We start from the raw sequence: 12,819 nt of genomic DNA on the forward strand, positions 1-12,819 counted from the left end.
AAAATTGTGAAACCATGAGCAAAGTAAAACTAGACGAAATAGACCATCAGATTCTGGATATGTTGATTGACAATACCAGGACGCCTTTTACCGATATAGCCAAAAAGTTGTTGATTTCTGCGGGGACGGTTCACGTGAGGGTCAAGAAAATGGAGGAATCTGGTATCATCAAAGGTTCTTCACTCACCTTGGATTACGTTAAACTTGGGTATTCCTTCATCGCCTATGTGGGTATTTTTCTGGAAAAGACACATCAGACCAAGTTTGTGTTGGAACGGCTCAATCAAATTCCATACGTTACCGTGGCCCACATTACCACAGGAAAATTCAATATTTTTTGCAAGATCAGGGCAAAGGACACCACGCATGCCAAAAACATCATTTTTAAGATTGATGATATAGACGGTATCAGCCGCACGGAAACCATGATTTCCCTCGAAGAGAGCATCAATGATAAAAAACGGTTGATGCACACCATATTCAATGAGCTTTAACGGGGTATTTTTGTAAAATCATGAAACGTTCGGACTTACCTACTTCGGAATACAATCCGTTTTATCACAACTACATCCTTGCAATACAAGAGGATACTACCCTTAATGAAGAGCTTGTTTTGGGGAAGGATAGGTTTCTGAAATTAATCCAAGACATAACGGACGAAAAGTTGAGGTATGCCTATGCGCCCGGCAAGTGGACAATTGCGGAATTATGCGTACATATAATGGATGCAGAGCGGGTGTTTCAATATAGAGCGTTGCGCTTTGCCAGAATGGACAAAACCCCACTGCCAGGGTTTGACCATGATAATTATGTACCAGCCAGTGAAGCCAATAGCAGGAAAAAGCAGGAATTATTGGAGGAGTACAAAGCGGTTCGGGAATCCACGATCCAGCTCTTCAAATCATTCACGGATGATATGCTGAAGCGGGTAGGAGTGGCCAGTGGATCACAGATGAGTGTCCGCGCCTTGGGATTCATCATCAGTGGACATCAGGCTCACCATTTGAAAATAATCAGCGAGCGTTATTTATAACCTTTTATCAAAAAATGCCATCATCGTCCAGATCCGGGCTGATCTCAAAATCATTGGAATCCAGACCGGGTTCGTCAATACTTGCCGCCAATTCCTTGGATTGATTCTGGGAAAGCTCCTTCTCTATTGCTTCCTCAAAATTGGCTATGAAATTGGATAAGCTCTTGCTTATTTTTACCAAATAGATGGTGTCGGCAGTTTTCACCTCCACAGCTTCGATGATTTCCCCATTTGGTTTTCTCAAAACGATGATGTCCTCATCCCCATAACCATAGGGGTAGGAATCGATCAAAGCCGCTGCGGTCTCATGGTCCAACTTCTTGTAGTCGATTATTATACGTTTCATAAGGGTTGGTTTTTAGGTTACCAATCCTAAGCTATAAAATTTTGGCACAGCCCATTTCAAAGAGTTGTAAACCAGGAAGTTTTAGTATGTGTACCGTTTATTCTTTGTAGTATGCAAAGGCTTTTAACAGCAAATCATCGGGAACTTTAACATCGGTAACCGCCTCACCAATGGCCTGGAGGAGCACAAAATTTATATTGCCATGGGTATTTTTTTTGTCGTAGCGTAACAACCTCAAAATGGAATCGATGTCATCCACATCAAACGCGACCCGTTCAAAATGCTGTAAGAAAGTGTTCTTAACTTCTTCAAGGGAAAGTTTTGAAAGACCCCTCAACTCATGGGACAGGTAGGCCTCCAAAATCATCCCAATTGCAATGGCCTCACCATGTAGTAATGTTTTTCGCTGGGGACTCTCCAAGCAGTACGATTCTATGGCATGCCCCAAGGTGTGCCCAAAATTCAAAATTTTGCGCAGTCCTTTTTCGGTGGGATCTTCCAGTACCACTTCATTTTTTATGGCTATGGATTTTTGAATGCAGGCAGCATCACCATAATCCACTGTCTCCCGCAATGATTTCCAATAGGATGCATCCCGTATCAGCCCATGTTTAAGCATCTCGGCATATCCACTGGTCAGTTGTCTTTGTTCAAGGGTTTTAAGGAATTCGGGGAATATCAGCACCATTATTGGCTGATTGATGACACCTATTTGGTTCTTAAGGGAACCCAGGTCCACTCCAGTCTTGCCACCAATGGAAGCATCGACCATGGAAAGCAGGGTGGTGGGAATGTTTATGAAATCTATGCCCCGTTGATAGGTGGAGGCCACAAATCCGCCAAGATCCGTTAACACGCCACCGCCTAAATTGATCAAAAGGCTTTTTCGGTCCGCATCGCCTTTGGACATGGCTTCCCACACCTTCACACAGGTGGAGATGTTTTTGTTCACTTCACCGGAATGGATTTCAAGGAGTTGGTCAATGGGAATGCCCATCTTTTGGTCAAAAATGGGCAGACAGTGTTTTTTGGTATTTTCATCAACCAACATAAAGATTTTGGAATAGCCGCTTTTGGCAACATGTTGCTGTAAGGCAGCCAGGGCCAGCTCCTCCAAATGTACCTCGTATGAATGGGACGCAATGGATTCCATAGTACTTTTTACCCCGCTAAATAAAGATTATTTTATAGATTTTTTTTCGATTTACCGACTTATATTTGATTCGTTAAAAGATTCATAATAATGGCTCCAAATTTTGAGAATACTGCAATAGCGTTTCAATTGAAAACTGACTCTGAACTGGAACGTGCCTACTTTCTTTTCAAACTTATTGCCAATGAGCCCTTGGTAAAAATAGGGACCGCAGTGACCAATTTTGCCATTAAGACGCACCTGCCCATCGAGGGATTAATCCGTGCCACAGTGTTCGACCATTTTTGTGGCGGGGTCAGTGAGGAGGACTGTTTGCCGATAATTGACAGAATGTACGAAAAAGGAGTTCACTCCATTCTCGATTATTCTGTGGAAGGCAAGGAAGTGGACAATCAGTTTGACAACGCCCTGGCAAAGACGCTGGAAATCTTGGATTTTGTAAAGGAAAAAGATGCCATTCCCTTTGCGGTTTTTAAACCAACTGGGTTTGGTCGCTTTCAACTTTATCAGAAGGTTAGTGAGGGGATTGCGTTAAACCCTGAGGAAACCGCAGCATGGGGAAGGATTGTCAACAGGTATGAACAAGTTTGCAAAAAGGCATATGACCTTGATGTTTCACTATTGATCGATGCGGAAGAAAGTTGGATGCAAAAGGCGGCCGATGATCTGGCACTCCAGATGATGCGCAAGTACAATAAGAAAAAAGCGGTAGTTTTCAACACCTTGCAAATGTACCGCTGGGACCGTATGGACTATCTTAGGGAGTTGCATAAAACTGCCGAGCAAGAAGATTTCAAAATTGGGGTAAAAGTTGTGCGTGGGGCCTATTTGGAAAAGGAAAACGAACGCGCCAAAGAACATGGTTATGCAACGCCGATTTGCGCTTCGAAAAAAGCCACTGACGATAATTTCAATGCTGCCATCGACTATATCATGGACCATTTGGACCAAATTTCCATTTACGCGGGCACGCACAACGAGGAAAGCTGCCACCGGTTGATAGCACAGATGGAAGCCAAAAAGCTGAAGCTTTCCAACCCCAACATATGGTTCGGACAGCTCTATGGCATGAGCGACCATATAACATTCAATCTGGCAGAATCGGGTTATAATGTGTCCAAATATTTGCCTTATGGACCGGTTCGGGATGTAATGCCGTATCTTATCAGAAGGGCAGAGGAGAATACTTCGGTGGCAGGACAGACGTCAAGGGAGCTTGCCTTGCTCCAAAAGGAAAAAAAGCGTAGGGAACTGCACTAGTTTTTGATGTGCACGCTTTGTACAATAACCTTGTCAAGGCAATTTTGGGCAACCAATTCCATATGCCCTCCCTCTGAATTTTGGTTGATGAAATAGGTTTTGCAGGGTTCGGATTTGGTATCACTCTTTCCAAAATCGATGTTGCCTTCCCGCAGGAAAGATTGTATCAAAAGGGTGTCATGATAGGTAAGCGGCAAATCATCACCAAAATGCAACGGCTTGGAACGCATGTCTTTCAATACTCGGCAGTTGGGGAAATAACAAAACTCGATACCATTTTCCCCGGATTTCTTCTTCAAAAAGAAAACCAGAAATACAATGCCAATGGAGAGCCCCACCAGATACCAGCCCAAACGCCTTAAAAATGCCATAAATCCTAAAAAATAAGAAAGTTAATGTCGCTGTAGTTGAGACTGAACCATTCCCCAACCGACTTGTTCGTCAAAATGCCGTGGTACATATAGAGACCGTTCCGCAACCCTTTATCAAACCGAAGTGAATGTTCCAGCCCCCCATCTTCCCCAATTTTGAGCAAATAAGGGGTAAAAATGTTGCTAATGGAAATGGATGAGGTCCTTGGATAGCGTGATGGGATATTGGGAACGCCGTAGTGGATCACCCCAAACTTTTCTATGATCGGTTTGTTGTGACTGGTCACCTCCGAGGTCTCAAAACAACCGCCAGTATCTATGCTAACATCAATGATCACAGCCCCTTTTTTCATGCTCTCCACCATGGTACTCGAAACCACTATGGGAGAACGATCCTTACCCCGGGCAGCCCCAATGGCCACATCGCACCGCTTTAGCGATTTTAAAAGATTTTTTGGCTGGATGGTAGAGGTATATATGGTCCTGTTCAATCTTGTCTGAAGATCTCGGAGTTTGGTAATGGAATTGTCAAAAACCTTGATGTTTGCCCCAAGGCCCAATGCGGAACGGGCTGCAAACTCACCAACGGTTCCTGCACCGATGATTACCACTTCCACAGGTGGTACACCGCTGATATTGCCGAACATCAACCCGTTGCCCTTACTTGTCGTGGCCATCAGTTCGGAAGCAATCAGAATGGATGATATCCCGGCTATCTCGCTCAGCGATCGCACCGCTGGATAATTGCCGTCCTCATCACGAATGTACTCGAAGGCAATGGCCGTTAACCTTTTTTTGGCCATTACCTCAAAAAAATTCTTGTTTTGGGTTTTGATCTGTAGGGCAGAAATGATTATGGTCTGGGGATTGATCAAATCAATTTCTGAAAGGGTAGGGGGCTCCACTTTCAATATCAGGGGGCAAGAGAATACTTTTTTGGTGTCGCGGGTTATCTCCGCACCGGCCTTGGTATATTCCAAATCCGAAAAATTGGCACCCTCCCCGGCCCCGGATTCTATCAACACCCTATGGCCATGGGCCGTAATGGCATTTACGGCATCGGGAGTTAGGCAAATCCTTTTCTCTTGATATTGTTGTTCTTTTGGGATGCCTATAAAAAGTTCTCCCTTTTGTTTGAGAATTTCCAGGGTTTCTTCTTGGGGTAAAAGCTGCTGTTTGCTGAAGGGGGAAGCTGGTTGGTTCATACAATGCAAATCATGGTATCCCAATAGGGATTAAAGACAAATTTACATTTTTTTTGAAAGGGTCTTTTGACGCTGCTCCAGTTTCTCCCTTTCTTTGCGCAATTCCTCCTTTTCCTTGAGTATTTGGAGTTCGGCATCCATGGCATCCAGGTCTATGCCGTGTACATGTTTGTCCACCAGTTTCAATCGAATAAAGTAAACCACAGGAACTACAACCATGGTTACGGCGATAACATACATTATTTCGTTTTCATCCACGATGTTGGAATCGAAGGTGAGAACAGCGAACAGTTGAAAGCTGTACATGGAAATGGGAATCAAGATCACATAGTACCACCAGTTCTTACAGGTAATGAACCATACCACCAAAAGCAAAAGCGGGACAATCTTATTGAAATAGTAATAGAACGCCTCGCCAACATCGTTAAAACCGTTGTTGGTGAACTCTATCCACAAAAATGTCCAGGAATCTACACCTTCAGAAATGTACTTGTACCAATAAAAAAGAATGGGGGTTATGGCAATCAAAAATGCAAATAACCCTTCCAGAATTAGTTTTTTCCGAATCTTCCGTTTATCGCTCATCACTCATGATAACATAAAAATCATGAATTTATTGCAAAAAAAAATGACCCTGCGTTGTTTACAGGGTCATTTAAAAGGTTAAGATTAAAAAATTATAGCTTTCTAATCTTCTTTTTCTCAATACTAACTGTTTGATCATCCTCAAAATCAACTGCGGTAGTAGATACTGCAGTCATAGCCAAGAAAGCAACAGCCAATAATCCAAAAAATAGTCTTTTAGTGTTCATCGTAAAAGAGTTTTTGGTTAATAAATGAATTCATTTCAAGAACAAATGTAGGAAAAATTCCCGACCTACAATGTTCTTTGTCGATAAAATTTGCGTTTTGACTAAAAAAAGCGCCCTTTCATCGACATTTGGACCGTTCATCGAAATTCCTTAAAAAGATATGTGGAATATGCTTCAATCAACATTAAACTCGACTGAGCGGGTGTTTTCATCGATAAAGTGAATATGTATGTCCAGGACATCTTCCGGAAGGAGCGAAGGAATCTTTTCTGGCCATTCCACAAAAATCCAGGCGTGTGTGTTCAGGTAATCGTCCCAGCCCATGTCCAGGGCCTCGGATTCATCATTAATCCTATAAAAGTCAAAATGAAAGGCCAACAGATTCCCATGGGCATCATGATATTCATTTACCAAACCAAATGTTGGGCTATTGCCCATATCCTGAGCGCCAAGATTTTTTAGAAGGGCTTTGATCAGGGTAGTTTTTCCAGCTCCCATTTCACCGTGGAAGCACAGAACTTTATACCGGGCATGCGCTACGATGGCCTTGGCCACCCCGTCAATCCCAGATAGGTTGAACTGTTTTTTCACTTGTTGTTATTTTGCCTCCAAAACTACAAAAGGAACAATCATTTCTTCAAGGGAAACACCGCCATGCTGATAGGTATTTCGGTAATAGCTCACATAGTGGTTATAATTATTGGGATAGGCGAAGAAAAGATCGTTCTTGGCAAAGATGAAACTGCTGCTCAGGTTAATGTTGGGCAAATAGATCTCTTGGGGATTTTTGCTCGCCAACACGTCCTTGTCCTCATAGGTGAGGCTTCGGCCCGTCTTGTATCTAAGGTTGAGGCTAGTTTCACGATCACCTATTACCTTGGAGGGTTGTTTCACGTTGATGGTGCCATGATCTGTTGTCAATATCAACTTCATACCCAACATCTGGGCCTGCTGTATGATCTCCAATAAGGGAGAGTTTTTGAACCAGCTCAGTGTCAGTGACCTATAGGCCTTGTCGTTTGCGGCCAGCTCTTTTACCACCTCCATTTCGGTCTTGGAATGCGAGAGCATATCCACAAAATTGTATACCACCACCGTTAGGTCATTGCTTTTCTGCGACTTGAAATTTTGGGCCAGCTGCTTTCCTTGCTTGAGGTTGTTTATTTTATGATATTCCCACTTTAGGTCTAATCCCAACCTTTTCAGCTGTTCTTCAAGAAAATTTGCCTCGAAAAGATTTTTGCCCCCTTCATCGGTATCGTTTTTCCACCAGTTGGGGTATCTTTTTTCCATATCCAAAGGCATCATTCCTGAGAAAAGTGCATTTCTGGCATATTGGGTAGCAGTCGGAAGAATGCTAAAATAGGACATCTCCTGTTTCTTTTTGTAATGTACGCCCAAGGTTTCCTCAAAAGCTAGCCATTGGTCGTACCTAAGATTGTCGATTACCACCAAAAGGGTCTTGCCGTGCTCCAATTCCGGCCTTATTTTCTTTTGGAATAGGGTATGCGACATGATCGGTCCTTTGCCATTGGAGAACCAAGAAGGGTAATTCTTGTCCACAAACTTGCTGAATTGCAGGTTGGCCTCTACCTTTTGCGATTCCAAGATCTCGAACATCCCGGAATCCTCAATTTCCTCCAATTGCAATTCCCAATAAATGAGTTTTTTGTACAGTTCAGCCCATTCCTCGCAGGAATTTACCATGGAAAGGTCCATCGCTATCTTGCGAAATTCCTGTTGGTAATTTGCCGTTGTTTTTTCCGAGACCAATCGTGAATTGTCCAAGCTTTTTTTCAAGGACAGCAATATTTGGTTGGGATTGACAGGTTTGATGAGATAATCGGCAATCTTTGAACCTATCGCTTCATCCATGATGTATTCCTCCTCACTTTTGGTTATCATGACGACTGGTAGGGAAGAATCAATTTTTTTGATTTCAGTTAAGGTCTCCAGCCCTGAAATGCCGGGCATGTTCTCATCCAAAAAAACAATGTCGAAAGTGGCCTGTCCCAATTCTTCAAGGGCATCCTGTCCGCTCTGGCTCGTCACCACCTTGTAATTCTTGTTTTCCAAAAAAAGGATATGGGGCTTCAGTAGGTCAATTTCATCATCGACCCAAAGAATTGTAATCTTGTTCATATAGTGATTATCTTTACAGCATTAAATCGAAACTACTTGGCGCTAACCAATAAGCTTAAATTTTTCAACGATCCAATTTACGGTTTTATTGGAACACCCAACGAACTTATTTTCAACCTGATCGAGCATTCCCATTTCCAAAGGTTACGCCGAATTTCGCAGATGGGCATGTCTTTTTTGGTCTATCCCGGAGCGCACCACACCCGATTTCATCATGCGCTGGGCAGCATGCATTTAATGACCAAGGCCATTGAGATTTTGAGGAGGAAGGGAATAGAGATTACCGAGGAAGAGGAAATGGGGCTTTTGTGTGCCATCTTGCTCCATGATATAGGTCATGGGCCATTTTCCCATGCCCTGGAAGGCTCTTTGGTAGAGGGCCTTACCCACGAGCAGATTTCCTTGGAGTTCATGAAGGAACTGAATGAGCATTTCGGTGGGAGATTGCAAACGGGCATTTCCATTTTTAAGGGTGAATATGCGAAACCTTTCTTGAACCAGTTGGTGTCCAGCCAATTGGATATGGATCGCTTGGATTATTTGAAGCGAGACAGTTTTTATGCCGGGGTCACCGAGGGCAATATCAACTCCGAGCGGCTCATTTCCATGCTCAATGTGGTGGATGGTGATCTTGTGGTGGAGGAAAAGGGGATCTACGCCATTGAAAAGTTCCTGATGGCCAGAAGGTTCATGTATTGGCAAGTGTACCTTCACAAAACCGGTCTTATGGCAGAACAATTGCTTATACGCATTGTGCAACGCGTCCGGACCTTGTTGGGCAACAATGTCTCAATCCAGGGTAGTGAACCGCTGATTTTCTTTCTAAAGCAGGAAAAACCCTTGGCAGCGAGCTCAAAGTTCCTTGAAAAATTTGCACAGCTGGATGATGTTGATATCCTGGGAGCCATCAAATCGTGGCAACACCATGAGGATTTTATACTTTCCAGATTGTGCCAGATGTTGCTCAACCGAAAGCTGCTGAAAATCAAAATAAAAAAAGGACCTATTGACAGTGAGTGGTTAAAGCACAGGCTGGATGCATGTATGAAGAGAAAGGGGCTTACGGAGGAAGAGGCAGGCTATTTTGTTTTTCATGGGGAAATCACCAATAAGACCTACAACCAAAACCAACAGATAAAGATTCTTAAAAAAAGTGGTAAGGTCACCGATGTGTTGAAGGAATCCGACCAATTCAGTTCCAAGGCACTTTCACAGACCGTGACGAAATATTTCAGTTGCTATCCCAAGAATGCCGTTTAACAAATTTTGTTACTTTTGCACAGATGAAATTTACAGCTACCCAAATTGCCGGAATTTTAGAGGGAGAGGTTGAGGGAAATCCTCAAATAGCTGTTCATAAATTGTCAAAAATTGAGGAAGGGGAAAAGGGTTCCCTTACTTTTTTGGCAAACCCAAAATATACCCACTACATTTATTCCACAAAGGCTTCCATAACCATTGTGAACAAAGACTTCATCCCAGAACAAAATTTGACCACTACCCTCATCAAAGTGGAAGATGCCTATAAGTCTTTTTCCAAATTGCTGGAATACTACAATCAGGTGAAAAACAACAAGGTAGGCATAGAAAGCCCTTCCTTTGTGTCAGAAAGTGCCACCTACGGTGAAGGTTTCTATCTGGGTGCCTTTTCCTATTTAGGTGAAAATGTCCGGATTGGGAAACATGTGAAAATTTATCCGAACGTATATATCGGGGATAATGTAACCCTCGGGGACAATGTTCTTGTTTTTGCCGGGGCAAAGATTTATTCCGAATCCATTATTGGCAACAGTTGTGTTATCCACAGTGGTGCAATCATAGGAGCGGATGGCTTTGGGTTCACACCAAATGAAAATGGGGAATATAGCAAGGTCCCACAAACGGGAAATGTAATTTTGGAAGACCATGTGGATGTGGGTGCCGGAACCACCATTGATAGGGCCACCCTGGGTTCCACCATTCTCAGAAAAGGCGTCAAATTGGATAACCAGATTCAAATTGCGCACAATGTGGAGATCGGGGAACACACGGCAATTGCAGCCCAAACTGGTATTGCAGGCTCAACCAAAATAGGAAAGCACTGCCTTATAGGAGGGCAAGTGGGTATTGTGGGCCACATTACCATTGGAGATCGTGTAAAAATTCAAGCGCAGTCTGGTATCGGAAGAAATGTAAAGGATGATGAAGTGCTCCAGGGATCGCCCGCTTTGAATTATGGAGACTTCAATAAATCATATGTACACTTTAAGAACTTACCAAAACTGGTTAATAAAATCACCAAAGTAGAAAAAAAGATTGATGGTGGAGAAGACTAGTACCAAGCAACGTACAATCAAGAACAAAGTGACCCTGCAAGGTGTGGGGTTGCACACGGGTGAAAACGTCACCATGTCATTTATTCCCGCTGAGGAAAACCATGGATTCGCCTTTAAAAGGGTGGACCTGGAAGGAGAACCCATAATTGAAGCCGATGCCAGTTATGTGGTGAACACACAGCGCGGCACAAATCTGGAAAAAAACGGAGTGAAAATCCAAACATCAGAGCATGTTTTGGCTGCACTTGTAGGGCTGGACATTGATAATGTGCTTATCGAGTTGGACGCTCCTGAGCCCCCAATAATGGATGGTTCTGCCAAGTTTTTTGTGAAGGCATTGGAAGAAGCAGGCATTGTGGAACAGCAAATGGAACGGGAGGAATATGTGGTGAAGGATGTGATTTCCTATAAAGATGATGCAACCGGCAGCGAGATTACGGTGATTCCCTCAGAAAATTACCAAGTAACGACCATGGTCGATTTTGGCACCAAGGTGCTGGGCACACAAAATGCCACCCTGGAAAATTTGTCGGAGTTCAAGACAGAGATAGCCGATGCGCGCACTTTTAGCTTTCTCCACGAATTGGAGATGCTTTTGGAACATGGGCTCATCAAAGGGGGAGACCTGAACAATGCGATTGTTTATGTGGATAAGGAAATCTCAGAATCCACAATGAAAAAGCTTGAAAAAGCTTTCAAAAAAGAAAAACTATCCGTAAAACCGAACGGGATACTGGATAACCTGACCCTGCACCATCCGAATGAAGCCGCACGCCATAAACTATTGGATGTGATAGGCGACCTGGCGCTTACGGGAACTCGAATCCGTGGTAAGGTCATTGCCAATAAACCGGGTCATTTTGTAAACACTCAATTTGCCAAAAAACTGCAAAAAATCATAAAACAAGAACGCCGCAATTCCGTTCCGGATGTCGATTTACATGCAACCCCCGTAAAGGACATCAACCAAATAATGGAAATGCTTCCGCACAGACCACCATTTTTATTAGTGGATAAAATCATGGAGCTTTCTGAGGAGCACGTAATCGGGGTGAAAAATGTCACCATGAACGAGCCCTTTTTTGTAGGGCATTTTCCAGGGGCACCCGTAATGCCCGGCGTACTTCAGATAGAGGCCATGGCACAAACGGGAGGAATTTTGGTCTTGAGCACGGTCCCAGACCCCGAAAACTATTTGACCTATCTTTTAAAGATAGATAATGTACGATATAAGCAACAGGTGGTGCCAGGCGACACATTGATTTTCAAATTGGACTTAATGTCACCCATTCGTAGGGGAATTTGTCAAATGCAGGCACGCGCCTATGCCAATGGCAGATTGGTTTCAGAAGCAGAGATAATGGCGCAAATCACCAAAGTAAAAGGAAACTAGATGAATCAACCATTGGCCTACGTACACCCTGGGGCAAAAATTGCCAAAAACGTGGTTATTGAACCCTTTACCACCATCCATAATAATGTCACCATTGGCGAGGGTACATGGATAGGGTCGAACGTGACCATTATGGAGGGAGCCCGTATCGGAAAAAACTGCAATATTTTTCCGGGAGCAGTCATATCTGCGATGCCACAAGATCTAAAGTATCAAGGAGAAGAGACCACGGTACAGATTGGCGACAATACCACCATAAGGGAGTGTGCCACTATAAATAAAGGGACGGCCGACCGCATGAAAACGGTCATTGGAAACAATTGTCTCATCATGGCCTATTGCCATGTGGCACACGATTGTTTTGTTGGGGATGGATGTATTTTCAGTAACAATTCCACCTTGGCCGGCCACGTCACCATTGGCCAGAATGTGGTACTCGCCGGGATGGTGGCCGTGCATCAATTTGTATCCATTGGCAATCATGCCTTTGTGACTGGGGGTTCCTTGGTGAGAAAGGATGTTCCGCCCTACGTGAAGGCAGCACGGGAACCGCTTTCTTATGTAGGCATTAACTCGGTGGGATTGAGACGCAGGGGATTTGAGTCCGATAAAATCAGGGAAATACAGAATATCTATCGCATACTGTATCAAAGAAACTATAACAACTCCCAGGCAGCTTCAATCATAGAAGCCGAGATGGAGGCAACTCCGGAGCGTGATGAGATTCTTCAATTTATACGAGATTCCCAACGAGGGATCATGAAAGGCTATTTCAGTTCAAACTAAAAA

The 12,819-nt window shown here is 43.6% G+C and carries 15 protein-coding genes; 7 read left to right on the forward strand and 8 right to left on the reverse strand.

Translation table 11 applies throughout. The features are described 5' to 3' along the window. Nucleotides 1-14 precede the first annotated feature (14 nt). Nucleotides 15-494, forward strand: coding sequence for an Lrp/AsnC family transcriptional regulator (locus K7G75_RS10000; RefSeq protein ID WP_055392737.1), 480 nt, complete (start codon nucleotides 15-17; stop codon nucleotides 492-494). Nucleotides 495-514: 20 nt separating this feature from the next. After that, entirely contained in the window at nucleotides 515-1,033 is a 519-nt protein-coding gene (locus K7G75_RS10005) for a DinB family protein (protein ID WP_222984109.1), read from the forward strand. A 7-nt stretch (nucleotides 1,034-1,040) separates the two neighbouring features. On the opposite strand, the gene K7G75_RS10010 is transcribed toward K7G75_RS10005, so the two are convergent. Further along, a complete protein-coding gene (locus K7G75_RS10010) occupies nucleotides 1,041-1,379 on the reverse strand; it encodes a hypothetical protein (protein WP_222984110.1) in 339 nt (112 codons plus the stop codon). A gap of 97 nt (nucleotides 1,380-1,476) precedes the next feature. Beyond that, nucleotides 1,477-2,532 (reverse strand): 3-dehydroquinate synthase, encoded by a 1,056-nt coding sequence (gene aroB / locus K7G75_RS10015; protein WP_222984111.1) that lies wholly within the window; start codon nucleotides 2,530-2,532, stop codon nucleotides 1,477-1,479. Nucleotides 2,533-2,622: 90 nt separating this feature from the next. Here aroB and K7G75_RS10020 point away from each other — a divergent pair, with 90 nt between their 5' ends. Next, nucleotides 2,623-3,792 (forward strand): proline dehydrogenase family protein, encoded by a 1,170-nt coding sequence (locus K7G75_RS10020; protein ID WP_222984112.1) that lies wholly within the window; start codon nucleotides 2,623-2,625, stop codon nucleotides 3,790-3,792. Here K7G75_RS10020 and K7G75_RS10025 read toward each other — a convergent pair. The 6 genes from K7G75_RS10025 to porX form a co-directional block, all read right to left on the reverse strand. After that, nucleotides 3,789-4,163 carry a DUF4258 domain-containing protein gene (locus tag K7G75_RS10025; RefSeq protein ID WP_222984113.1) on the reverse strand — a complete coding sequence of 125 codons (375 nt, stop codon included), beginning with the start codon at nucleotides 4,161-4,163 and terminating at the stop codon, nucleotides 3,789-3,791. The genes K7G75_RS10020 and K7G75_RS10025 overlap by 4 nt on opposite strands. 5 nt (nucleotides 4,164-4,168) lie before the next feature. Continuing rightward, nucleotides 4,169-5,368: an alanine dehydrogenase gene (locus K7G75_RS10030; RefSeq protein ID WP_222984114.1), complete on the reverse strand. Its 1,200-nt coding sequence runs from the start codon at nucleotides 5,366-5,368 to the stop codon at nucleotides 4,169-4,171. A 42-nt stretch (nucleotides 5,369-5,410) separates the two neighbouring features. Next, complete coding sequence (locus K7G75_RS10035; protein ID WP_222984115.1) at nucleotides 5,411-5,953, reverse strand: hypothetical protein; 543 nt, start codon at nucleotides 5,951-5,953, stop codon at nucleotides 5,411-5,413. 92 nt (nucleotides 5,954-6,045) lie between these two features. After that, complete coding sequence (locus K7G75_RS14785; protein WP_262420323.1) at nucleotides 6,046-6,180, reverse strand: hypothetical protein; 135 nt, start codon at nucleotides 6,178-6,180, stop codon at nucleotides 6,046-6,048. A gap of 174 nt (nucleotides 6,181-6,354) precedes the next feature. Further along, nucleotides 6,355-6,771, reverse strand: coding sequence for a tRNA (adenosine(37)-N6)-threonylcarbamoyltransferase complex ATPase subunit type 1 TsaE (tsaE, locus tag K7G75_RS10040; protein WP_222984116.1), 417 nt, complete (start codon nucleotides 6,769-6,771; stop codon nucleotides 6,355-6,357). 6 nt (nucleotides 6,772-6,777) lie between these two features. Continuing rightward, nucleotides 6,778-8,322: a T9SS response regulator signal transducer PorX gene (gene porX / locus K7G75_RS10045; RefSeq protein ID WP_222984117.1), complete on the reverse strand. Its 1,545-nt coding sequence runs from the start codon at nucleotides 8,320-8,322 to the stop codon at nucleotides 6,778-6,780. A gap of 36 nt (nucleotides 8,323-8,358) precedes the next feature. Here porX and K7G75_RS10050 point away from each other — a divergent pair, with 36 nt between their 5' ends. From K7G75_RS10050 to lpxA, 4 genes are read left to right on the forward strand one after another with little or no spacing between them, the layout of a single operon-like run. After that, nucleotides 8,359-9,582 carry an HD domain-containing protein gene (locus K7G75_RS10050; RefSeq protein ID WP_222984118.1) on the forward strand — a complete coding sequence of 408 codons (1,224 nt, stop codon included), beginning with the start codon at nucleotides 8,359-8,361 and terminating at the stop codon, nucleotides 9,580-9,582. Between the two features lie 23 nt (nucleotides 9,583-9,605). Next, the gene (lpxD, locus tag K7G75_RS10055) at nucleotides 9,606-10,637 is read left to right on the forward strand and encodes a UDP-3-O-(3-hydroxymyristoyl)glucosamine N-acyltransferase (protein ID WP_222984119.1); all 1,032 of its coding nucleotides are present in this window, start codon (nucleotides 9,606-9,608) and stop codon (nucleotides 10,635-10,637) included. Further along, nucleotides 10,621-12,030: a bifunctional UDP-3-O-[3-hydroxymyristoyl] N-acetylglucosamine deacetylase/3-hydroxyacyl-ACP dehydratase gene (locus K7G75_RS10060; RefSeq protein ID WP_222984120.1), complete on the forward strand. Its 1,410-nt coding sequence runs from the start codon at nucleotides 10,621-10,623 to the stop codon at nucleotides 12,028-12,030. Before lpxD ends, K7G75_RS10060 begins: the two co-directional genes overlap by 17 nt. Next, entirely contained in the window at nucleotides 12,031-12,816 is a 786-nt protein-coding gene (gene lpxA / locus K7G75_RS10065) for an acyl-ACP--UDP-N-acetylglucosamine O-acyltransferase (RefSeq protein WP_222984121.1), read from the forward strand. Nucleotides 12,817-12,819: the final 3 nt, after the last annotated feature.

The organism is Flagellimonas meishanensis (assembly GCF_019880545.1).
In the GTDB taxonomy this organism is placed as follows: domain Bacteria; phylum Bacteroidota; class Bacteroidia; order Flavobacteriales; family Flavobacteriaceae; genus Flagellimonas; species Flagellimonas meishanensis.